General features: G+C 66.6%; 19 protein-coding genes and 1 pseudogene. 12 read left to right on the top strand and 8 right to left on the bottom strand.

What is annotated here, in order from left to right; translation table 11 throughout:
• Window positions 1-48 precede the first annotated feature (48 nt).
• From CR917_RS25750 to CR917_RS25730, 5 genes are all read right to left on the bottom strand, one after another.
• Window positions 49-879: an AraC family transcriptional regulator gene (locus CR917_RS25750; protein ID WP_058541147.1), complete on the bottom strand. Its 831-nt coding sequence runs from the start codon at window positions 877-879 to the stop codon at window positions 49-51.
• Complete coding sequence (locus CR917_RS25745) at window positions 876-1,199, bottom strand: AzlD domain-containing protein (RefSeq protein ID WP_043860190.1); 324 nt, start codon at window positions 1,197-1,199, stop codon at window positions 876-878. The genes CR917_RS25750 and CR917_RS25745 overlap by 4 nt, the downstream gene beginning before the upstream one ends.
• Window positions 1,196-1,894: an AzlC family ABC transporter permease gene (locus tag CR917_RS25740; RefSeq protein WP_058541146.1), complete on the bottom strand. Its 699-nt coding sequence runs from the start codon at window positions 1,892-1,894 to the stop codon at window positions 1,196-1,198. The genes CR917_RS25745 and CR917_RS25740 overlap by 4 nt, the downstream gene beginning before the upstream one ends.
• An 83-nt stretch (window positions 1,895-1,977) precedes the next feature.
• Window positions 1,978-2,664, bottom strand: coding sequence for a hypothetical protein (locus CR917_RS25735; protein ID WP_043860192.1), 687 nt, complete (start codon window positions 2,662-2,664; stop codon window positions 1,978-1,980).
• 36 nt (window positions 2,665-2,700) lie between these two features.
• A complete protein-coding gene (locus CR917_RS25730; RefSeq protein WP_078480214.1) occupies window positions 2,701-3,654 on the bottom strand; it encodes a LysR family transcriptional regulator in 954 nt (317 codons plus the stop codon).
• A 117-nt stretch (window positions 3,655-3,771) separates the two neighbouring features.
• Here CR917_RS25730 and CR917_RS25725 point away from each other — a divergent pair, with 117 nt between their 5' ends.
• The 3 genes from CR917_RS25725 (at window position 3,772) to CR917_RS25715 (ending at window position 8,196) form a co-directional block, all read left to right on the top strand.
• Complete coding sequence (locus tag CR917_RS25725; RefSeq protein WP_104573037.1) at window positions 3,772-4,986, top strand: MFS transporter; 1,215 nt, start codon at window positions 3,772-3,774, stop codon at window positions 4,984-4,986.
• Window positions 4,987-5,040: 54 nt separating this feature from the next.
• Window positions 5,041-7,401 (top strand): DNA polymerase II, encoded by a 2,361-nt coding sequence (locus CR917_RS25720; RefSeq protein ID WP_104573038.1) that lies wholly within the window; start codon window positions 5,041-5,043, stop codon window positions 7,399-7,401.
• A 243-nt stretch (window positions 7,402-7,644) separates the two neighbouring features.
• A complete protein-coding gene (locus CR917_RS25715; RefSeq protein ID WP_043860195.1) occupies window positions 7,645-8,196 on the top strand; it encodes a DUF4174 domain-containing protein in 552 nt (183 codons plus the stop codon).
• Between the two features lie 79 nt (window positions 8,197-8,275).
• Here CR917_RS25715 and CR917_RS25710 read toward each other — a convergent pair whose 3' ends face one another.
• Window positions 8,276-8,722, bottom strand: coding sequence for a GNAT family N-acetyltransferase (locus tag CR917_RS25710; protein ID WP_104573039.1), 447 nt, complete (start codon window positions 8,720-8,722; stop codon window positions 8,276-8,278).
• A 132-nt stretch (window positions 8,723-8,854) separates the two neighbouring features.
• Between CR917_RS25710 and CR917_RS25705 the strand changes: the two genes are divergently transcribed.
• The 4 genes from CR917_RS25705 to CR917_RS25690 all read left to right on the top strand — a co-directional run bounded on the left by CR917_RS25705 (window position 8,855) and on the right by CR917_RS25690 (window position 15,318).
• Window positions 8,855-9,361, top strand: a complete 507-nt coding sequence (locus tag CR917_RS25705; RefSeq protein WP_043860201.1) for a sigma-70 family RNA polymerase sigma factor — start codon at window positions 8,855-8,857, stop codon at window positions 9,359-9,361.
• Window positions 9,358-10,332, top strand: a complete 975-nt coding sequence (locus CR917_RS25700; protein ID WP_104573040.1) for a FecR domain-containing protein — start codon at window positions 9,358-9,360, stop codon at window positions 10,330-10,332. Before CR917_RS25705 ends, CR917_RS25700 begins: the two co-directional genes overlap by 4 nt.
• An 84-nt stretch (window positions 10,333-10,416) precedes the next feature.
• Window positions 10,417-12,855: a TonB-dependent siderophore receptor gene (locus CR917_RS25695; RefSeq protein WP_104573215.1), complete on the top strand. Its 2,439-nt coding sequence runs from the start codon at window positions 10,417-10,419 to the stop codon at window positions 12,853-12,855.
• Window positions 12,856-13,095: 240 nt separating this feature from the next.
• Window positions 13,096-15,318, top strand: a complete 2,223-nt coding sequence (locus tag CR917_RS25690; protein WP_104573041.1) for a TonB-dependent receptor — start codon at window positions 13,096-13,098, stop codon at window positions 15,316-15,318.
• 233 nt (window positions 15,319-15,551) lie between these two features.
• Here the strand turns inward: CR917_RS25690 and CR917_RS25685 are convergent, their stop codons facing one another.
• A complete protein-coding gene (locus CR917_RS25685; protein ID WP_104573042.1) occupies window positions 15,552-16,433 on the bottom strand; it encodes a LysR family transcriptional regulator in 882 nt (293 codons plus the stop codon).
• A gap of 120 nt (window positions 16,434-16,553) precedes the next feature.
• Between CR917_RS25685 and CR917_RS25680 the strand changes: the two genes are divergently transcribed.
• Complete coding sequence (locus CR917_RS25680; RefSeq protein ID WP_043862636.1) at window positions 16,554-17,162, top strand: LysE family translocator; 609 nt, start codon at window positions 16,554-16,556, stop codon at window positions 17,160-17,162.
• Here the strand turns inward: CR917_RS25680 and CR917_RS27505 are convergent.
• The gene (locus tag CR917_RS27505; RefSeq protein ID WP_221181553.1) at window positions 17,159-17,329 is read right to left on the bottom strand and encodes a DUF6026 family protein; all 171 of its coding nucleotides are present in this window, start codon (window positions 17,327-17,329) and stop codon (window positions 17,159-17,161) included. The two genes, CR917_RS25680 and CR917_RS27505, sit on opposite strands and share 4 nt — an antisense overlap.
• Before the next feature lie 191 nt (window positions 17,330-17,520).
• Between CR917_RS27505 and gnd the strand changes: the two are divergent.
• The 4 genes and pseudogenes from gnd to CR917_RS25660 form a co-directional block, all read left to right on the top strand.
• Window positions 17,521-18,507, top strand: a pseudogene (gnd, locus tag CR917_RS25675) (phosphogluconate dehydrogenase (NAD(+)-dependent, decarboxylating)); the annotation flags it as partial.
• Entirely contained in the window at window positions 18,504-20,003 is a 1,500-nt protein-coding gene (gene zwf / locus CR917_RS25670) for a glucose-6-phosphate dehydrogenase (RefSeq protein WP_104573043.1), read from the top strand. The pseudogene gnd and the gene zwf, both read left to right, overlap by 4 nt.
• Before the next feature lie 10 nt (window positions 20,004-20,013).
• Window positions 20,014-21,813 (top strand): glycoside hydrolase family 15 protein, encoded by a 1,800-nt coding sequence (locus CR917_RS25665; RefSeq protein ID WP_104573044.1) that lies wholly within the window; start codon window positions 20,014-20,016, stop codon window positions 21,811-21,813.
• A gap of 134 nt (window positions 21,814-21,947) precedes the next feature.
• Window positions 21,948-22,760 carry a crotonase/enoyl-CoA hydratase family protein gene (locus tag CR917_RS25660; protein ID WP_043859926.1) on the top strand — a complete coding sequence of 271 codons (813 nt, stop codon included), beginning with the start codon at window positions 21,948-21,950 and terminating at the stop codon, window positions 22,758-22,760.
• Window positions 22,761-22,783 lie beyond the last annotated feature (23 nt).

Below are 22,783 nucleotides of genomic sequence, written 5' to 3'. Positions count from 1 at the left end.
AAGGCCGGCTCCTGCATTGGCTCCAGGTCGTGGGGGCAGCCCGGCACCTCACATCGAACACGCCCGCCGATACTCCCCCGGCGTCACGCCGTACGCCTGCTTGAATTGCCGGTTCAGATGACTCTGGTCCGAATACCCCAGCGCAAACGCAACGTTGAACGGCAGGCAATCAGCCTTGAGCAATTCCCGTGCACGGCTCAGCCGGCGCTGCTTGAGCCAGGCATGCGGCGGCAGGCCGGTAGCCTGGCGAAACACCCGGGCAAAATGAAACGGCGACAACCCCACCGCAAGCGCCAACTCCTCCAGCGACGGCGGGTAGGCCAGCCGGCTTTCCATCAGCTCCTTGGCCCTGGCCACCGACTGCGGCTCCTGCCCCGGTGCCCGCGCCTCGCGCGCCCCGGCATGACGCTGCACCAGCAGCAACACCGCCTCGCGCCAGGCGGTCTGCTGCTCCAGCGCACTGGCGCCATGCTCGGCCAGGCTGTGCAAGCCACTGAAGGCACGCGCCAGCTGCGGGTCGTGCAGCACGCTGGCCTTGAAGATGGGCAGGCCGCCGCGCTTGAGCTCCAGCTCGTCCAGCACCGAGGTGATGCGCTCCTGCTCGGGGTAGTAGCCACGGTAGCGCCAGCCGTGGGCATGCGCCTTGGCACCGGTGTGCAGCTCGTCCGGGTTGATCAGCACCATGCTGCCCTCGGGCGCCAGGTGCTCGCTGCCACGGTGCCAGAAGCGCTGTGCACCGGACTCGATGATGGTGATCACGTAGCCTTCGTGCACATGCGGGGCGAAGCGCTGCTGCACGTAGCGCGCATGCAGCATCTCGATGTCGCCCAGCGCCTGGGCCTGCCACAGGCGGGTCTGTTCACGCAGCACGGTTTTCATGGGGCGCCGTTCAACCACCAGCGCAGCACGAAGAACAACCCCATGCTCAGCAACATGCTGAGCAGCACGCTGCGGGTCCACAGCACCAGCACGACGGCCACGATCGCGCCCAGCAGGTAGGGGTTGGCCAGGCTCAGGTCGAGCTGGTGGTCAGGCATGAACACGATCGGCCCGCAGATGGCGGTGAGCATGCCCGGCACGGCAAACCCCAGGAACTGCCGCGCATTGGAACTCAGGCGCAACGGCAGGCGGGGTTCGAGAAAGGCGTAGCGGTTGAGAAACACCAGCAGGCCCATGGCAACGATCAGCAGCATGATCATGTGCGTGCTCCGGTCAGTTTCTGGCAGATGAAGCCTGCGCTCATGCCCAGCAGCCCGGCCAGCACCAGCGCGGTTTCCCAGTGCCAGTAGCTGAACAGCACCGAGCTGAACAGGGCCACCGCCACGCAAACCACGGTGGCCAGGTTGCGTACCAGCGGCGCGATCAGCGCCACGAAGGTGGCGACGATGGAGAAGTCCAGGCCCAGCTGGTCCAGGTGCGGGATGTTGCGCCCCAGCACGATGCCGGCCAGGGTGAACAGGTTCCAGGCAATGTAGAAGGTCAGGCCCACACCCAGCGCGTACCAGCGGTTGAACTGCTGGCGGTCGTACTGGCTGGTGAGGGCGAAGAATTCGTCGGTCAGCAGAAAGCCCAGGCCCAGCCGCCAGCGCAGCGGCAGGTCGGCGATCACCGGGCGCATCGACAGGCCGTACAGCAGGTGCTGGGAGGTCAGCAGCAGGGTGGTGAGCAGGATCGAGAACAGGTTGGCGCCGCCCTTGAGCATGCCAATGGCCACCAGTTGCGCGGCGCCGGCGAACACGATGGCCGACAGGCCCTGGCCTTCGAGCGGGGTGAGGTTGGCCTCGATGGCCATGGAACCGGCCAGCAGCCCCCAGGGGGCCACCGCCAGCGACAGCGGCAGGCAGGCGATCGCGCCTTGGATGTAGGCAGTGCGGGCAACGGCAGAACGGGACATGACAACACACGCTTGGGGTCGGTTGCACAGGATGCCAGAGCCGTGGGCGCTTGCCTTGTACGATCTTGCGGTGCCCGCGTACTTCAGCGCTGGCTGGTGAGGCGTCGCTGCGCCGGCAGGCAGCCGTTGATGTCGACGGCCTTCTGGTAGTAGGTAAGGCGCTGGCCCGGGTCGATGGTGCCCAGCAGGCGGTAGACCTCGGCCTGGAAGTCACGCTGGCGCCCCCACTGCATGTTCAGCCCCTGGGGCTGCTGGCGATTGCATTCAAGGCGCACCGCCGGCTGCGGGTAATAGGGGGCGTACAGGGTGTTGTTCAGCGGTATGCGTTCCAGCGCCTGGCGGTAGTCGGCGCTGTCGCTGAAGGCCGGGCACCAGGTGGTGATGCCCAGGGCGGCCGGGGCGAAGCCCTGGCGAATGCTGGCTTCGAGCAGCGGGCAGGCGGACCTGGCGATGTCGTTCTGCGGCAGGTAGGTGATGTAGAACAGCGCCAGGCGGTACTGCGCCACCGGGTGGTCGAGTTCGGCCGCCTTGCGCAGCAGCGCCACCGCCGGTTCCAGGATGCGCCCCAGCGCCTCGACCTCGCCGATCAGCTCCTGGTCGCCGGGCTCGGGGGTCAGTGGCAGGGCACGGCTGCGTGCATCGGCCTGCTCCAGAAACGGCAGGGCCTGGCGGTACAGCAGGTCGGCGTGGGGGTCGATGCGCACCTCATCGGCCAGGGCCAGGGCGGGCAGCAGACAGAGCAGGCTGATGTAGCGACAGGCAGAAAACACGTTAACGTTCCATCCGCGAAAAAAGGGCAGCGCTGGTCATGTCGGTATCCGGCTATCCATGGTTGGGTGGGGCTCCTGGGTCGGCATTCTAGCGGTTGGCGGCACCGGGGCAAACAGCCGTTGCTCCATGAAGTCGATGAATACCCGCAGCTTGGGCGACATCTGTCGCCCCGATGGCCACAACAGGTACAGACAACCGCCGTGGTCCAGGTGTTCATCCAGTACCGTCACCAATTCGCCGCGTTCCAGTTGCTGGGTGATGGTGAAGTCCGGCAGGCAGGCGATACCGTGGCCGCGCATGGCAAAGCAGATGCGTGTTTCCAGGTGGTTGCACACCATCGACACCGGCACCTCGTGGTCGGCGCCGTTGTCGGCGCGGCGCAGTGGCCAGCGCTGGAGTTTGCCGGTGGTCAGGAAGCGGTAGTGCAGCCCGGCGTGACGGGCCAGCTCGCGGGGATGGCGCGGTGTGCCGTGCTCGGCGAAGTAGGCCGGCGAGCCCACCAGCACATGCCGGAAGTCGCCCAGGCGGCGGGCATTGAGACGCGAATCGGAGGGTTCGCCGGCCCGCAATACCACGTCGAAACCTTCGCCGACGATATCCACCATGCGGTCGCTGAAGTCCAGGTCCAGTTCGATCTGCGGGTACTGCCCGATGAAGTCGCTGAGCAGCGGCACGATCATGCTGCTGACCTGGGGCAGGCTCACCCGCAGCTTGCCGCGCGGGGCCTGGCTGGCCTGGGACAGCTCGGCTTCGGTGGCTTCGATTTCGGCCAGGATGCGCCGGCTGCGCTCCAGAAACAGCGCGCCCTCGGCAGTGAGGGTGATGCTGCGGGTGCTGCGGTGGAACAGGCGTACCGCCAGCCGGCTCTCCAGCCGCGCCACGCGCTTGCCCACCGCCGAGGCGCTGACCCCCAGGGCCTTGCCGGCGGCCACGAAACTGCGGGTTTCGGCCACTTTCACAAACACCACGAAGCCGCTGAGGCTGTCCATGGTCGTTCTCCGATTGCGGACAGGTGTGTCCGGATTGTGCGGAATTCTACCCGTCTTTTTCCGCAGTGGCGGGAAGGATTACCGTGCAGTCACTTTTTTATTTCAGGAGTTTGCACCATGTCCCAGAGCAGTTGCCCGGCCCAGGCCGCAGCAGGGGTGGAGGCCGAACCGGCGTTCCCGTTGTCCGGCCTGCTGGCGTTGTCGATGGCCGGCTTCATCGCGATTCTCACCGAGACCCTGCCGGCCGGCCTGCTGGGGCACATCGCCAGCGGCCTGCAGGTCAGCGAGGCGATGGCCGGGCAACTGGTCACGGCCTATGCGCTGGGCTCGCTGCTGGCGGCGATCCCGCTGGTGACCCTGACCCAGGGCTGGCGCCGACGCAGGGTGCTGATGCTGGCGGTGCTCGGCTTCGGGGTGTTCAACACGGTGACGGCGGTGTCCGAGCACTACACCCTGACCCTGGTGGCGCGCTTCATGTGCGGGGTGGCGGCCGGCCTGGCGTGGGGCGTGATCGCCGGGTACGCACGGCGCATGGTCAGCGTGAGCCAGCAGGGCCGGGCGATGGCGGTGGCCATGATCGGCGCGCCCCTGGCGCTGTCGCTGGGGGTGCCGGCGGGCACCTGGCTGGGCGACCTGCTGGGCTGGCGCAGCACCTTCGTGCTGGTGTCGCTGGCGACCCTGGTGCTGATGGGCTGGGTGCTGCTCAGCGTGCCGGACTTCGACGGCCTGCCGGCCGGCAGGCGTGCCGCCATCGGCCAGGTGCTGGCCACCCCCGGGGTGAGCGCGGTGCTGGCGGTGATCTTCACCTGGGTGCTGGCGCACAACGTGCTGTACACCTACATCGTGCCGTTTCTGCAGGCCGGCGGCATGGCCGGCAGCACCGGCCCGGTACTGCTGCTGTTCGGCTGCGCCGCGCTGGTGGGGATTGGCGTGGTGGGCGTGCTGATCGACCGCCACCTGCGCCGGCTGGTGCTGGGCAGCCTGGTCGGTTTCGGCGTGGCGTCGGTGCTGCTGGGCCTGGCTACCGGTGCGCCGCTGCTGGTGTACTTCAGTGTGGCGCTGTGGGGCCTGAGCTTCGGCGGCGCCGGCACCCTGCTGCAGACCGCCAGTGCCGATGCGGCGGGCGAGGGTGCGGACGTGGCGCAGTCGATGATCGTCACCGTGTGGAACCTGGCCATCGCCGTGGCCGGGCTGGTGGGCGGCGTGCTGCTGAGCCACTGGGGCGTGCAGAGTTTCCCGTGGCTGCTGCTGGCGCTGGTGGGGCTGGCGTTGACCCTGACCCTGCGTTCGCACCGGCACGGTTTTCCGCTGGGGCGGCGCAATGCCGGGTAAGCCCGGCACTATCAGGTAGAATCGGCGCATTGACAGGGGTACGAGGTTGCAGCGGTGGAGGTTCAACAGGGCTTTGTCCTGACCCGGCACTGGCGGGATACGCCAGAGGGCACATGCGTGGAGTTCTGGCTGGCGACCGACCAGGGCCCGCGCCAGTTGCGCCTGCCCGTGCAGACGTCGGTGGCGTTCGTCGCCGCCACCCAGCGTGCCCATGTCGAGGCGGTGCTGCGCACCGAACGCGACGTCGAGCTGCGCGAGCTGGCGCTGTGCGACTTCCGCCACCGACCGGTGCTGGGCCTGTACTGCCGCCAGCATCGCCAGCTGATGCAGCTGGAAAAACGCCTGCGCGCCGCGGGCGTCGACCTGCTGGAAGCCGACATCCGCCCGCCCGAGCGCTACCTGATGGAGCGCTTCATCACTGCCCCGGTGACGTTCAGCGGCCGCCCCGATGCCGACGGCCTGCTGCTCGACGCCCAGCTCAAGCCGGCCCCGGACTACCGGCCGAACCTGCGCCTGGTGTCGCTGGACATCGAGACCACCGAGCGCGGCGAGCTGTATTCGATTGCCTTGGAAGGTTGTGGCCAGCGCCAGGTGTACATGCTCGGCCCGGCCAACGGCGACGCCAGTGGCGTGGACTTCGACCTGGAGTACTGCGCCAGCCGTGCCCAGCTGCTGGAGCGCCTGAACGACTGGATGGCCCGGCACGACCCCGACGCGATCATCGGCTGGAACCTGGTGCAGTTCGACCTGCGCGTGCTGCACGCCCATGCCCAGCAGTTGCAGGTGCCGCTGCGCCTGGGGCGCGGCGGCGAGGTGATGGAATGGCGCGAGCACGGCAGCCGCACGCACTTTTTTGCCGCCGCTGCCGGGCGCCTGATCATCGACGGCATCGAGGCGCTGCGGTCGGCGACCTGGAGCTTCCCCTCGTTCAGCCTGGAGAACGTCGCCCAGACCCTGCTCGGCGAAGGCAAGGCCATCGATACGCCGTACCAGCGCATGGACGAAATCAACCGCATGTTCGCCGAGGACAAGCCGGCCCTGGCGCGCTACAACCTCAAGGACTGCGAGCTGGTCACGCGCATCTTCGCCAGGACCGAGCTGCTGACCTTTCTGCTCGAACGCGCCACGGTCACCGGCCTGCCGGCCGACCGCAGCGGCGGTTCGGTGGCGGCGTTCTGTCACCTGTACATACCGCTGATGCACCGCCAGGGCTTTGTCGCCCCAAGCCTGGGCGGGCGCCCGGACGAGGCCAGCCCCGGCGGCTTCGTGATGGATTCGCGCCCCGGCCTGTACGAGTCGGTGCTGGTGCTGGACTACAAGAGCCTGTACCCGTCGATCATCCGCACCTTCCTGATCGACCCCATCGGCCTGGTCGAGGGCCTGCGCGAGCCGGATGACGAACACTCGGTGCCGGGTTTTCGCGGCGCACGCTTCTCGCGCACACGGCATTGCCTGCCGGCCATCGTCGAGCACGTGTGGCAGGGCCGCGAGCAGGCCAAGCGCGAACACAATGCGCCGCTGTCGCAGGCGCTGAAGATCATCATGAACGCCTTCTACGGGGTGCTTGGTTCCAGTGGCTGCCGCTTTTTCGACCCGCGCCTGGCGTCGTCGATCACAATGCGCGGGCACGCGATCATGCGCCGCACCCGCGAGCTGATCGAGGCCCAGGGCTACACGGTGATCTACGGCGATACCGACTCGACCTTCGTGTGGCTCAAGCGGGCCCATGACGAGGCGCAGGCCGGGGAGATCGGGCGTGCCCTGGTGCAGCAGGTCAACCAGTGGTGGCGCGAGCACCTGCGCGATGAGTACGGCCTGGACAGTGCGCTGGAGCTGCAGTACGAAACCCACTACAAGCGCTTTCTGATGCCCACCATCCGCGGTGCCGAGGAGGGCAGCAAGAAGCGCTATGCAGGCCTGGTGCACCGCGAGGGCGGGCCCGACGAGATGGTCTACAAGGGCCTGGAGGCCGTGCGCACCGACTGGTCGCCGCTGGCCCAGCACTTTCAGCAGGAGCTGTACCAGCGCATTTTCGAGCGCAGGCCGCACCAGGCCTATGTGAAGGACTACGTGCAGCGCACCCTGGCCGGGGAGCTGGACGATCAACTGGTCTACCGCAAGCGCCTGCGCCGGCCCCTGGACGACTACCAGCGCAACGTGCCGCCGCATGTGCGGGCGGCACGCATGGCCGACGAGTTCAACGACAGCCAGGGGCGGCCACGCCAGTACCAGAATGGCGGGTGGATCAGCTACGTGATGACCCTGGCCGGGCCCGAGCCTTTGGAAAACCGGCGCAACGGCATCGACTACGAGCATTACCTGACCCGGCAGCTGCAGCCGGTGGCCGATGCGATACTGCCGTTTGTGGGGGATGACTTCAGCACCCTGATCGATCGGCAGATGGGGTTGTTCTGATGGGGCTGTTGCGCCCCTGCACACCACCATTGAGCGAACCTGCAGGAGCCGGCCTGGCCGGCGAAGGGGCCAGTGGCCCGACACATCCCTGACCTTCAGCTATCCTCTGCACATGCACAGCTACCCTTGAAACCGAAAGTTACTTTTGTAAACGTCCACACACGCGGGCAGTCGTTTAGGCTCGCTCGGATCTTTCGCTTTGATCTGTAGTCTTTGGTGCATGGAAACAAGAAGGAGATGCACATGCTTGTTCGGTCACTGACCTTCGCCACCCTGCTGGCAGTCGCCAGCCCGCTGCTCGCCGATGACGCGCCCCTGGCCGTTGACCTGGGCAAGTCCAGACCCCTGATCGTGATTGCCCCCAGCACCGCCGACCCGACCTTGCGCACCCTGAACGAGGCCCTCAAGGACCCGGCGACCAAGAGCAAGTTCGAGGAGCGCAACCTGGTGCTCTACAGCGTGGCGGGCATGGTCGGCAAGCGTGACGACAAGAACCTCGAGCAGCAGACCACCATGGCGCTGATTCGCGAACTCAGCCTGGGCGCGCGCAAGGGCACCCAGGTGGTGCTGGTGGGCAAGGACGGCGAGAAGCACATCATCGAGCATGACGGCACGGTGGAGCCGGAGCAGATCTTCGCGGCGGTCGACCAGTTGCCGGCCAGCGAAAAGGCCATTGTGGCGCCGACGGTCGCAGCGCCCGCCGCCGAGCCTGCGCCAGAGGGCAAGCCGGGCAAGCATGCCAAGCCGGCCAAGCCCGCCAAGCCGGCTGCGCCGCCCAAGCCGCTGGAAGACTGAGACACCCCTTCGCCGGCAAGGCCGGCGCCTACAGGTTCAGCGCTACGCCTGTAGGCGTCGGCCTTGCCGGCCAGGCACTTCAGCCGCCCAGCCGCTTCTCCATGAACACCCGCCGAAACCCCGCCTGCACGGCCCTGTGGGTTTCGCGATAACCCAGCCGCTCATACAGCCCCAGGTTTTCGCTCATCGCTTCATTGGTGTACAACCGCACCACCTCCAGCCCCAGCTGCCGGGCACGCGCTTCGGCATGCGCCATCAGTTGTCGCCCAAGCCCGCGGCCCTGAGCGGCCGGGCTTACCGCGACATTGTCGAGCAACAGGCCATCGGCCTGGGCGATCAGCACCAGCACACCGAGCACCTGACCTTGCTCTTCGAACACCTCGACCCGACCCTGGGCGATCAGCGCGGCGTAATCCTCCAGCATCGGCCCCGGCCTGGCACCGATGCGTGGAATGTACAGCGCATAGGCAGCCTCGATCAGTGCCTGTACAGGTGCAACGTCGTGGGCGGTGGCGGGGCGGATCATCGGCAGGCTCCTGGTGGGTGGCAGCAAGCGCCTACCTTAAATCAAGGCGTTGTCGCAGGGCAGCATTGCTTTCATGGCAAAACATCAACATGATAATGAGACAAATTACCATTCGTGTCGGATTTGCCCAGCGTGCCCACGCCTTCAGACCCCAACGCCCTGTTCACCGCGCTCTATAGCGACAACTACCGCTGGCTGCGCGGCTGGCTGTATCGCCAGTTGCACTGCCCGCAGGATGCCGCCGACCTGACCCAGGACACGTTCGTGCGCGCTCTGGGCTCGCAGCAGTTGCCACAGCTGGAGCAGCCGCGGGCCTTCCTGGCCACCGTGGCGCGCCATCTGCTGCGTAACCTGTGGCGCCGCCGCAGCCTGGAGCGCGCCTACCTGGAGCAGCTGGCTTTGCTGCCCGACAGCTTCAGCCCCTCTGAAGAAGACCTGGCCCTGGTGCGCGAGGCCATCGAGAGCATCGACCGTCTGCTGGCGGGCCTGCCGCTGCGGGTGCGCCAGGCGTTCGTGCTGCATCGTCTGGAAGGCCTGTCGCAGCCGGCAATAGCCGAGCAACTGGGCGTGTCGCTGGCGACGGTGGAGCGCGACCTGCGCCGCGCCTTTGTGCATTGCCTGAGCGTGGTGGGCCCATGAGCGTGCCCAAGGTGGATTCGGCCACCCAGTCGGCGGTCGACTGGTTGCTGCGGCTGGAGTCGGTACCGCCTGGCGATGCGCGGCATCAGGCCTTCGAAGCCTGGCTGTCGGCCAGCCCGGCCAACCGCCACGCCTGGCAGCGGGTCAATGCACTGCTCAGCCAGCCGCTGGCCAGCCTCGAAGAAGCCGAGGCGCGCAGCCCCGGCCAGCGCCAGGCCGCCAGTCGCAGCTTGCTGGCGGCGCCCGTGCACGGCCGGCGCAAGGTGCTGGGTGGCGGCCTGGCGATGCTGCTGCTGGGGCTGGGTGCAGGCGGCATCGCCAACCGTCTGACACCGCTCGAAGGCCTGTTTGCCGATCTGCACAGTGCCACGGGTGAGCGCAAGCGCGTGACCCTGGCCGATGGCAGCGAACTGTTGCTCAACGCGCGTAGCGCCGTGGACATTCGCTTCGACGCTGCGCAGCGCCGTGTGCTGATACGTGAAGGTGAGGTGCTGGTAAGGGTGGCGGCCGATGCCGCGAGGCCCTTCGTGATTGCCACGGCGCACGGCGAGGCGCGTGCCTTGGGTACGCAGTTCCTGGTGCGCCAGAGCCGTGACCACAGCCTGGTGGCAGTGCAGCAGCACAGCGTGCGACTGACCACCCGTGGGGGCGCCAGCAGCGTTGTCGAACAGGGCCAGGCGGCGCGTTTCGATGCGCAGGGTATCCACCCCGAAGCAGTGTCGCTGCGCAGCCGCGCCGACTGGCAGAGCGGGCAACTGGTGGTACACGACGAGCCCTTGGGCGAGGTGGTCGAAGTGCTGCGCCGCTATCGTCCGGGGCTGCTGCGCATAAGCCCGCAGGCGGCGCAGGTGCGGGTGTTCGGGGTGTTCAGCCTGGATGACAGCGATGCCACCCTGCACGCATTGGCCGAGACCTTGCCGATTCGCCTGGAGCAGTACGGCGGCTGGCTGACCCGAATAGAGGCGCGCTGATTTTTTTGCACCCGGTGTGAGGGGGTTGGCGTTTTCGTCGGTCTTGCTCGTTGAATGCCAACCTACAACGAGCACCTTGCCACCATGTCACACATGACTTTCCGCCCAGGGCTGCTGGCCCTGGCCATCGCCCTTGGCCCGCTGTCGACGATGCCTGCGCAGGCCGACAACGCCATCGCGGCCAGCAGTGTCGTGCACCGTTTCGACCTGCCGGCCGGGCCGCTGGGCGAGACGCTCAGCCGTATCTCTCGCGAAGGCGGGCACACCCTGTCGGTAAGCCCGGCGCTGCTGGAGGGCAAGCGTGCCGCTGCGGTACGCGGTAATTTCACTGCCGAACAGGCCGCGCGCCAGGCGCTGACCGGCACTGGCCTGGGGCTGGGCAGCACCCGCGGCGGCACCTGGAGCCTGTACCCGTTGAGCGATGGCGCCGCGCTCAACCTGGCGCCCACCGCCATCGATGGCCGCAGCCTGGAAGACGCGCGCGGCCCGGTGGAAGGTTACGTGGCCACCCGCAGCGCCACGGCCACCAAGACCGACACGCCGATCCTCGAAATCCCCCAGGCAGTCAACGTGGTCACCGCCGCCCAGGTGCAGACCCAGGGCGCTCGCAACCTGACCCAGGCGTTGCGCTATACGCCGGGGCTGAGTACCAACGGCTACACCGACCGCAACACCATCGCCGACGAGATCGGCAGCCGCGGCTTTGCGCCGACCCTGCTGTACCTGGATGGCGCCTACCTGCCGTATGCCGGCAGCCTGGGCGGCGCGCCGCAGATCGACCCCTACCTGCTTGAACGCATCGAAGTGCTCAAGGGCCCGGCTTCGGTGCTGTACGGCCAGAACCAGCCGGGCGGCATGATCAACCTGGTGTCCAAGCGCCCGGGCACCGAGGACCATCATCAGGTCAAGCTCAGCTATGGCAGCTATGACCGGGTCAAGGGTGCCTTCGACGTGGGCGGTGCGCTGGACGCCGACAAGACCCTGAGCTATCGCCTGGTGGGCCTGGCCAAGAGCGGCAACGAGCAGGTCGAGCATGCCGACGAGTCGCGCACGCTGATCGCGCCGAGCCTGACCTGGGCGCCAAACGAGCAGACCGAGTTCACCGCCTACGCGCAGATCCAGCGCGACAAGGGCGCGGCGGACTATCAGGCGCTGCCGGTCATCGGCACGCTGTATCGCAACAGCCGCGGCCAGCATATCGACCGCGACGTGTTCCTGGGCGACAGCGACTGGAACGCCTACACCCGCGACCAGCAGGTGTTCGGCTACGACCTGGCGCACGTGTTCAACGACAACCTGAAGTTTCGTCAGAGTGCACGCTACATCGACGTCAACGATCGCTACCGCGGCTTCTACCTGAACCGCTTCGTCACCGATGCCAACGGCGTGGTCGACGATACCCGCGCCACCCGCACCAAGCTGGACTGGCGCCAGCACAACACCACCTACAGCATCGATAACAACCTGGAGGGCACGTTCAGCACCGGGGCGCTGGAGCACACCCTGCTGGGCGGCGTGGACTACCGCAAGTTCACCCGTCGCTACCAGGGCTACAACCTCTACAACGCCGAGATCATCGACCTGTACAACCCCACCAACTACCACACCGACGGCGTGCCGACCCTGACCACCAAGTGGGACAACACGGTGAAGCAGACCGGCCTGTACGTGCAGGACCAGATCCGCTTCGACCGCTTCATCCTGACCCTGGGCGGGCGCCAGGACTGGGCCGAGGTCGAGAACCGTGACCTGCTGGCGCAAAGCCCGGCAGAGCGCAAGGTGCCGCAGAAGGACAAGAAGTTCACCAAGCGAGTGGGCCTGACCTACGTCACCGAGTTCGGCCTGGCGCCCTATGTGAGCTATGCCGAATCGTTCATGCCGTCGGTGGGCAAGAGCTCACCGGCGCGTGGTGCCAGTTCGTTCAAGCCGATCGAGGGCGAGCAGTATGAAGTGGGGGTCAAGTACCAGCCGCAGGACAACACCCTGATCACGGCGTCGGTGTACCAGATCAAGCAGAAGAACGTGCTGACCACCGACCGCGACGACCCGATGTACCAGACCCAGGATGGCGAGATCCGCTCGCGCGGTATCGAACTGGAGGCCAAGAGCAGCGTGGGGCAGGTGGACCTGCTGCTGGCGCTGTCGTACCTGGATTCGTTCCGCACCAAGAGCGCCGACGGCGACGAGGGCAACCGCAACGCGGCGCAGGCACCGTGGTCGGCCAGCAGCTGGGTGGCCTGGCATTTCGACGACAGCCTGGCCGGGCTGACAGTAGGGGCAGGGGCCAGGTACACCGGCAAGAACTACGGGGACTCGGCGAACACCTTCAAGACACCGTCGTTCGTGGTGTATGACGCAACGATCAACTACGACCTGGCGCAGCTGGGGTTGAAGGGCCTGCAGGCGAGCCTGAACGTGCAGAATCTGTTCGACCGGGAGTATGTGTCGACGTGCGTGTATGCGTTTGGCTGCTATTACGGTCAGGAGCGTACGGCGGCGCTTGAGTTGACCTACGACTGGTAAAAGCTTCGCGGGTCAAGCCCGCTCTTGCAGGGTGGCGGTGATCACTTTGGGAGCGGGCTTGACCCTCGATGGGCTGCGCAGCAGCCCTGATGCCCAGCACACAACCCGCTGCTGCCACACTGTTGCCTGGTCAGCAGCCGCTGTTCGAATAATCCATAAAATTCATATAATTCAACTACATAAAGCATTGGCACGCTGCTTGCGATAGTCCGCTTACCCTGACTTATCGGAACCCCCGCCATGCCTGCCCCTACCGCCTATCTACCCCTTGCGCTGGCCATTGCCGCCACGTTGCACGGCACCGCCGCCCTGGCCGCCGCACCGCCCGCCGACGCCTTGCCCACCGTCACCGTGACCGCGCAGAAGCGCGAAGAATCGGTACAGGACGTACCCTCGGCGATCTCGGTGGTCAGTGACCGCCAGATCGACCGCAGCGGCGGCGGCTTCAGTGCCGGCAAGGCCCTGCAGAACGTGCCCAACGCCATCGCCCCCGAGTTCGCCGGGCACCAGCGCCCGCGCTGGTACATCCGCGGCATGGGCTCGGGCGACATGGCCTCGACCACCGTGTACCCGGTGGGCATCTATACCGATGACGTGTACATCGACCCGCACGTGGCCACCGGCTTCCCGCTCTACGACATGGAGCGCGTCGAGGTGCTGCGCGGCCCGCAAGGCACGCTGTGGGGCAAGAACACCACCGGTGGCGCGATCAACTTCGTGTCGCGCAAGCCAAGCTTCGAAGACGGCGCCAACGGCTACTTCAAGCTCGACCTGGGCAACTACAATTCGCGCCTGTACGAAGGTGCCTACGGCGATACCCTGGTCAAGGACCGCCTGGCCGCGCGGGTGGCGTTCATCGACCAGAGCAGCGACGGCCAGCTCAAGAACGAGGTCGATGGCCACACTGCCGGCGACATCCATGACCAGGCCCTGCGCCTGCAACTGCTGGCCCAGGTCAACGACGACCTGCAGGCCACCCTGCAGCTGCACGCCCGTGACTACAAGGGGCAAGGTATCGTGGCCCGCGCCTGGGGTGCCGGGCCGGGCGGCAGCACGCTGTTCGGGCCCGCGCCCAAGCCTGCCTCCGACAAGGTCGCCTTCACCGGCAAGGCCGATGACCGCATCGAGCACAACGGCCTGCAACTGGCGCTCAAGTGGGACCTTGGCGAGCTGCAGCTGGACTCGATCACCGCCTTCGACGACGTGCACGAAAAGGCCCAGAGCCCGAACATGAGCATCTACGAGTTCGGCCGTGGCTATAACGACGACCGCTGGAAGCAGGTGTCGCAGGAGCTGCGCCTGTCGTCGGCGAAGAACCAGCCGGTGAGCTGGATCGTCGGCACCCACCTGTTCCACGAACAGCTCGACAGCCACAACAGCAATGCGCTGTTCCCCGAAGCCTACAACCAGGCCTTCGGCGTGGCCGACTTCGGGCGTACCGACATCGACCAGAAGACCGACAGCTTCGCGCTGTTCGGCAGCAGCACCTGGCAGGCCACCGACGACCTGAGCTTCACCGCCGGCCTGCGCTGGACCCGCGAAACCAAGGACATCGACCTGCGCCGGGTGGCCGCGCCGGATGCTGCCAGTGTCGACTTCAGCAACCGCAACGACTGGTGGAAGCATTACAGCGGGCCGCTGGTGACCACGGTGGTGCAGGACGAGAAACGCACCTGGAACAAGCTGACCTATGATTTCACCCCCGAATACCAGCTCAACGACAACGCGCGGGTGTACTTTCGTTATGCCAAGGGCTTTCGTTCCGGCGGCTTCAGCGGCGGGGCGCAGGTGCAGGCCGAGGCCTCGGTGGTGGCGCCGGAGAACGTCGACGCCTACGAACTGGGGGTCAAGAGCGAGTGGTTCGACGAGCGCCTGATCGCCAATGCCAACGTGTTCTACTACGACTATTCGGACATCCAGGTGAACGCGGTGTCGGTGCGCAACGGGCAGGTGGTGTCGCTGCTGACCAACAGCGGCCAGGGCGTGATACGCGGTGCGGAGTTCGAGTTGCAGGCGCTGCCCTTGGCCAACCTGGAACTGCATGGCTCGCTGGGGCTACTGCACACCGAGTTGCAGGACTTCGAATCGGGGGGTGTGGACTACTCGGGCAACCGCATTGCACGTTCGCCGTCGCGCACACTGGCGGTGGGGGGCAGTTATCGCATTGCGCTGGAGAACGGCGACGACATCACCCTGGGCACCGACTGGCGCTACCAGAGCCGGATCTTCTTTCTGCCCACCGCGCAGGCCGACCACAGCGTGTCGCAGGGTGGCTACACATTGGGCAATGCCAGCGCCACGTACCATGTGGGCGGGCAATATGACCTGGACTTCACCGCCTACGTGAACAACCTCACCGACAAGCAGTACAAGACCGACAGCGTGCCGCTGCCGTTCGATGTGGCGTGGGATGCGCGGGGGGATCGCAGGACGTTCGGGGTGAGTGCCACGACGCGGTTCTGAGGTCGCTCTTGCGGGCCTCTTCGCCGGCAAGGCCGGCTCCTACAAGGTTGCGCCGTCTGTAGGAGCCGGCCTTGCCGGCGAAGAGGCCAGCAGGTACACCCGCAATCGCTCGATGCTCTCGCGCCACGCACTGCCCACCGGCCATACCAGGTAGTAGGCATCTCCCGTTGCCACCGCCTGTTCGAACTGAGGTCGGGCTTGANTGTGGGAGCGGGCTTGCCCCGCGAAGTTTTTCAGGCCGGCAACTGCCCCAGCAGGTACACCCGCAATCGCTCGATGCTCTCGCGCCACGCACTGCCCACCGGCCACACCAGGTAGTAGGCATCTCCCGTTGCCACCGCCTGTTCGAACGGCAACGCCAGCCGCCCGGCGCGGACATCGTCGCTCACCAGCGCCAGGTCGCCGATCGACACGCCATGCCCGGCCATGGCCGCCGCAATCCCTTGCTCCAGCGTATCGAACAGCGTGCCGCGCTGCAGGTCGACCTGCTCGAGCAGGCCCGCCCCGCGCAGCCAGCGCTGCCAGTCCCGCCGGTCATTGGACGGGTGCAGCAACGCCACCCCGGCCAGCCGCTGCGCATCCCACACGCCATCCCCCAGCAACCCCGGCGCACAGATCGGGATCAATCGCTCATCGAACAGCCTGCACACCTCGACCTGCCCACCGAACTGCCCATTGCCCAGCAGCACCGCGCAGTCGTAGGGCTCGCTGGCAAAATCCACGCTGTCGACGTCCATCCACACGCTTGCCAGCTGCACGGTGTCGGCCTGGGCGTAACGCTGGATGCAGCCCAGCAGCCAGCGCATGGTCAGGGTGGAGGGCGCCTTCAGGCGCAGGTGGCGCGAAGCGCTGCGAAACGGCTGGCAGGCCTGTTCGATCAGGGCAAAGCCCGCCCCCAGTTGCTCGGCCAGGCGCCGCCCGGCGTCGGTGAGGCGCAGGCGCGGGCCGTGGCGCTCGAACAGGCGGCAACCGAACTGGGCCTCCAGGGTGCGGATATGGCGGCTGATGGCGCTCTGGGTCAGCGCCAGCTCTTCCCCGGCGCGGGTGAACGAACAGGTGCGCGCCGCCACTTCAAAGGCGCGCAGTGCATACAACGGGGGCAGACGTTCAACCATGCCAGGGGCAGTCCATGATGAGTATTTGTCGTAGTAGGGCAGAGCATTTTGCGTTTTTCAAGGGCCATGCAGCTGCGCACACTTTGCACCTGACCTGCATTGACGACAAAGGAGCCTCTTTTGAACACCACGCTGCTGTTGGCCTACCTGGGCACTGTACTCATTCTGATCGCCACCCCTGGGCCGGTGGTGGCGCTGGTGGTCGGCACCAGCGGGCGTTCGGGCACCGGGGCGGCCATACGCACGGCGCTGGGGGCCAATGCCGCCTCCCTGGTGCTGGTGGCCGCCGCTGCGCTGATCCTGGCCGGCAGCCTGGCACTCAGCCCGGTGGTTCTCAATGCGGTGGCGCTGGTGGGGTGCGTGTTCATGGCCTGGCTGGGGCTGGGGGCGCTGCGTGCGCCAGCCGTGGAGGATGCGCCGCCGCCCAGGGCAAGTGGCTGGTGGCACGGCTTTGCGGTGGGTATCGCCAACCCCAAGGACATTCTGTTCTTCGTGGCGTTCTTCCCGCAGTTCATCCACGTCACGGCCTCGTTCGGCACCAGCATCGGGGTGCTGGCGGCGTTGTGGCTGGTGGTCGACCTGGGGGTGCTGGCGCTGTACATCGCGCTGATGCGCGGCGCCCTGGCGCAGCGGCACCGGGCGCTGGTGGCCCGGCTGTCGGGGCTGGTGCTGTTGCTGGTGGCGGTGGCCGGCGCTGTGTATTCGGCGCGGGCGCTGCTGGCCGCCTAGAGAGTGACCACGGCCTTGTCGCTGCCCTGGGCCTGTTGCAACAGCAGGCTCAGCTGCGCCACCTGACGCTGCAACTGGTCGCGTTCTTCCTTGAGGCGGCGCAGTTCGTCGCGGCGCACGCTCACGTAAAGGGTCTGGGGTGGGCTCGCTGACATCAAGGTTCCCATTGCACACCTCGCAATTGGTTTGGTACATGGTTTGAGCGTAGACGCTCGATCGGCCGCGATTCTGAATTCTTTTTCCTGTCATGGGAACTTTTTTGTTTATCGCTGTCGTGCCGTTGGTCGATGAAACCAACCCGGGCCTGCCTGGACTAACCTTGAAGGCCTGAGCAGGCTTTCTACACTTTACGGAGCATCGGCACATGCAACTGGGAATCGTGGGGCTGGGCCGCATGGGCGGCAATATTGCAAGGCGCCTGATGCGCGAGGGGCACCACACCGTGGTGCATGACCGCAACGCGCCCGCCATCGATACGCTGGTGGCCGAGGGCGCCACAGGCGCCGCCGACCTGGCCGCACTGGTGCAGCAACTGGACGCGCCGCGCGCGGTCTGGGTGATGCTGCCGGCGGGCGAGGCCACCGAGCAGACCATCGCGCAACTGGCCGACCTGCTGGAGGCGGACGATGTGATCATCGACGGCGGCAATACCTTCTACAAGGACGACATCCGCCGCGCCCAGCACCTGGCCGAGCGCCAGTTGCACTACGTGGACGTCGGCACCTCCGGTGGCGTGTGGGGCCTTGAGCGCGGCTACTGCATGATGATCGGCGGCGAGCAGGCGATTTTCGAACGCCTCGAGCCGCTGTTCGCCACCCTGGCACCGGGTGAGGGCGACATTCCACGTACCCGTGGCCGAACCGGCCCCAGCGAGCGCGCCGAAAAGGGCTATATCCATGCCGGGCCACCCGGCGCCGGGCATTTCGTCAAGATGATCCACAACGGCATCGAGTACGGCCTGATGCAGGCCTATGCCGAGGGCTTCGACATTCTCAAGACCAAGGCCAGCGAGAGCCTGCCGGCCGACCAGCGCTTCGACCTCAACCTGCCCGAAATCGCCGAGGTGTGGCGCCGCGGCAGCGTGGTCACCTCGTGGCTGCTGGACCTGACCGCCGATGCACTGGTGGCCGACCCGCAGCTGGGCAGCTACAGCGGCTCGGTGTCCGACAGCGGCGAAGGGCGCTGGACCATCGATGCGGCGGTGGAGCAGGCGGTGCCGGTACCGGTGTTGTCCAGCGCACTGTTCGCGCGCTTTCGTTCACGCCAGCAGCAGGGCACCTACGGTGACAAGCTGCTGTCGGCGATGCGCTTCGGTTTTGGTGGCCATGTCGAGAAGCCCGAATGAGTGAACACGACGTCGAAGCGGCACCAGCCTGTACCCTGTTCCTGTTTGGCGCCAATGGCGACCTGGTCAAACGCCTGCTGATGCCAGCGTTGTACAACCTGCACCGCGACGGCCTGCTGGACAAAGGCATGCGCATCGTCGGGGTCGACCACAACCCGGCCACCGACGGCGAATTCGCCGAGCGCCTGGAAACCTTCATGCGTGAACGCGACCAGGGCGAGGGCGCCACCCGGTGCCTGGACGACAAGCTGTGGAAGCGCCTGGCCAAGGGCATCGGCTACCTCACCGGCGACTTCATGGAGCCCTCCACCTACCAGGCCATCGCCGAGCGCATCGATAAGGGGCGCACCGGCAACGCGATCTTCTACCTGGCCACCTCGCCGCGTTTTTTCAGCGGCGTGGTGCAGCAACTGGGGGCGGCCGGGCTGCTGGACGAGGCCAACGGCTTTCGTCGGGTGGTGGTGGAGAAGCCCTTCGGTTCGGACCTGGCCAGCGCCGAGGCGCTGAACGCCTGCCTGCTCAAGGTGATGAGCGAAAAGCAGATCTACCGCATCGACCACTACCTGGGCAAGGAGACGGTACAGAACATCCTGGTCAGCCGTTTTTCCAACGGCCTGTTCGAGGCGTTCTGGAACAACCACTACATCGATCACGTGCAGATCACCGCTGCCGAGACGGTGGGCGTGGAAACCCGTGGCGCCTTCTACGACACCACCGGGGCACTGCGCGACATGGTGCCCAACCACCTGTTCCAGCTGCTGGCGATGGTGGCGATGGAGCCGCCCGCCGCCTTTGGCGCGGACGCGGTGCGCAGTGAAAAGGCCAAGGTGATCGGTGCGATTCGCCCGTGGTCCAAGGCCATGGCCCTGAAGAACTCGGTGCGCGGGCAGTACACCGCCGGCAAGCAGGGGCGCAAGAAGCTGGCCGGCTACCGCCAGGAGCCTCGTGTAGACCCCGACAGCCAGACCGAAACCTACGTGGCGCTCAAGGTGATGATCGACAACTGGCGCTGGGTGGGCGTGCCGTTCTACCTGCGCACCGGCAAGCGCATGAGCGTGCGTGACACCGAGATCGCCATCTGCTTCAAGCCAGCGCCCTATGCGCAGTTTCGCGACAGCGACGCCGAGCGGCCCAAGCCCAACTACCTGAAGATCCAGATCCAGCCCAATGAAGGCATGTGGTTCGACCTGCAGGCCAAGCGCCCGGGGCCGACCCTGGCCATGGAGAACGTCGAGCTGGGTTTTGCCTACAAGGACTTCTTCAAGATGCAGCCCTCCACGGGCTACGAAACCCTGATCTACGACTGCCTGACGGGCGACCAGACGCTGTTCCAGCGTGCCGACAACATCGAGAACGGCTGGCGTGCGGTGCAGCCGTTCCTGGACGCCTGGGCGCAGGGCGGTGAGGTGCAGCCGTATGCGGCCGGGGAAGACGGGCCGCAGGCGGCCGACGAACTGCTGGCCCGCGATCGGCGGGTCTGGCACAGCATTGGTTGACGGGAGGTTCATGACGGGCGCCATCGAAGACTACGCACTACTGGGCAATTGCCGCAGCGCAGCACTGGTGGGCCGTGACGGCTCGCTGGACTGGCTGTGCTTTCCACGCTTCGACTCGCCGGCCTGCTTTGCCGCGCTGCTGGGCGACGAAGAAAACGGGCGCTGGCAGATCGCGCCGCGCGAAGCGCCACTGGAGGTAACCCGCGAGTACCAGCAGGACACCCTGATCCTGCACACCACCTTCGTGACTGCCAGCGGCCGTGCGCGGCTGATCGACTGCATGCCGCTGGACGATGCGCACCACAGCGTGCTGCGCATCGTCGAGGGGCTGGAGGGCGAGGTGGCCTTCGACATGGACCTGGTGATGCGCTTCGACTATGGCAGCAGCGTGCCCTGGGTCGAGAAGCTCGACCCGCTGACCTTGACCGCCGTGGCCGGGCCGGACCGCCTGACCCTGCGCAGCACGGTGAGCACCCACGCACGCGATCACCATACCGGCAGCCGCTTCAGCGTGAAGGCCGGTCAGCGCCACACCTTCAACCTGAGCCACCAGCCATCGCACCTGCCGTTGCAGCCGGCCTTCGAGCCGGAGCAGGCGCTGCTGGACACCGCGCACAAGTGGCGCGAGTTTGCTGCGCGCTGCCCGCAGGTGGGCGAGCACACGGCGCGGGTCAAGCGCTCGCTGATCACCCTCAAGGCGCTGACCTATGCGCCCACCGGCGGCATCGTGGCCGCGGCCACCACCTCGCTGCCGGAGCACCTGGGTGGCGAGCGCAACTGGGATTACCGCTACTGCTGGCTGCGCGATGCCACCATGACCTTGCTGGCGTTCATGAACCTGGGCTACTTCGAGGAGGCCCAGGCCTGGCGCGAATGGCTGCTGCGCTCGGTGGCGGGCAACCCCGAGCAGATGCAGATCATGTACGGCCTGGCCGGCGAGCGCCGGCTGCCGGAGTACGAGCTGCCCTGGCTGGCCGGCTATGCCGGTTCGCAGCCGGTGCGGGTGGGCAATGCCGCGGCGGTGCAGCACCAGCTGGACATCTATGGCGAGGTGGCCGATGCGCTGTGTCAGGCCATGCGCGGCGGCCTGCCGCGCTTGCCGCGCAGTGCGGCGATCGGGCGGGTGATCATGCCGTACCTGGAGACCATCTGGCGCCAACCCGACGAGGGCATCTGGGAGGTGCGCGGGCCGCAGCAGCATTTCACCCACTCCAAGGTGATGGCCTGGGTGGCGTTCGATCGGGCGGCCAGCCTGAGCGAGCCGACCGAGGAGGGCAAGGCCCAGGCTGCGCACTACCGCGAGGTGGCCGCGCAGATCCATCGCCAGGTGTGCGAGCAGGGCGTCGATGCGCAACTGGGCTGTTTTGTGCAGGCCTATGGCTCGCAGGAGATGGACGCGAGCCTGCTGCAGATTGCCCTGACCGGTTTTCTGCCAGCCGACGACCCGAGGTTTCTGGCAACCCTGGCGCAGATCGAGAAGCGCCTGCTGCATGACGGGCTGGTGCGCCGCTACGACAGCGACAGCGGCTGCGATGGGCTGGCGCCGGGGGAAGGTACGTTTCTGGTGTGCTCGTTCTGGCTGGCGGACGTGTACGTGCTGCTGGGGCGCCAGCAAGAGGCCCAGGCGTTGTTCGAGCGCCTGTGCGGGCTGTGCAACGATGTGGGGCTGCTGGCCGAGCAGTACGACCCGCAAGGTGGCCGCATGCTGGGCAATTTCCCGCAGGCCTTCAGCCATATCGGCATCATCAACACGGCGCTGAACCTGCACCGGGCGCAGTGTCCGGTGCGCGACAGGGCCCGCTGCGGGTGACTGCGGCGGCCGCTTCGCCGGCAAGGCCGGATCCTGCAGTGCAGGAGCAACAGCCCAGCCTTTGGCACAAGCGCCGCCTATGGTCTGCGATATAGTCCAGCCACCCCATCCCGCGTCAGCCCAAGGAGTGCCACGTGACCGACTACACCGCGTTCAAGGTCGAACTGTCGAACAGCATCGCCCACGTCCAGATCAACCGCCCGGAAAAGATCAACGCCATGAATGCCGCGTTCTGGAGCGAGATCGTCGAGATCTTCCAGTGGATCGACGAGACCGACGCGGTGCGCGTGGTGGTGATCAGCGGCGCCGGCAAGCATTTTTCTTCCGGCATCGACCTGATGCTGCTGGCCTCGGTGGCCAACGAAATGGGCAAGGACGTAGGCCGCAACGCGCGCCTGCTGCGGCGCAAGATCCTGCAGATGCAGGCCTCGTTCAATGCCGTGGATACTTGCCGCAAGCCGGTGCTGGCAGCCATCCAGGGCTACTGCCTGGGCGGCGCGATCGACCTGATCGCCGCCTGCGACATGCGCTACGCGGCTGCCGATGCGCAGTTCTCGATCAAGGAAATCGACATGGGCATGGCCGCAGACGTCGGCACCCTGCAGCGCCTGCCACGCATCATCGGCGACGGCATGCTGCGCGAGCTGGCCTACACCGGGCGCACTGTCGGCGCCGACGAGGCGCGCCAGATCGGCCTGGTCAACCGCACCTTCGACGATCAGGCCAGCCTGCTGGACGGGGTTTTTGCGATTGCCGCCGAGATCGCGGGCAAATCCCCGATTGCCGTGGCCGGCACCAAGGAGATGCTCAGCTACATGCGCGATCACCGCATCGACGACGGGCTGGAATACATTGCCACCTGGAACGCTGCCATGTTGCAATCCACCGACCTGCGGGTGGCGATGGCCGCCAGCATGAGCAAACAGAAACCGCAGTTCGACGACTGAGCCCGGTCGCGAACCCTCAAGGA

The organism is Pseudomonas sp. BRM28 (assembly GCF_002939405.1).
In the GTDB taxonomy this organism is placed as follows: Bacteria; Pseudomonadota; Gammaproteobacteria; order Pseudomonadales; family Pseudomonadaceae; genus Aquipseudomonas; species Aquipseudomonas palmensis.
The sequence above is the reverse complement of the archived record's forward strand: the minus strand, read 5'-3'. Positions and strand labels throughout refer to the sequence as shown.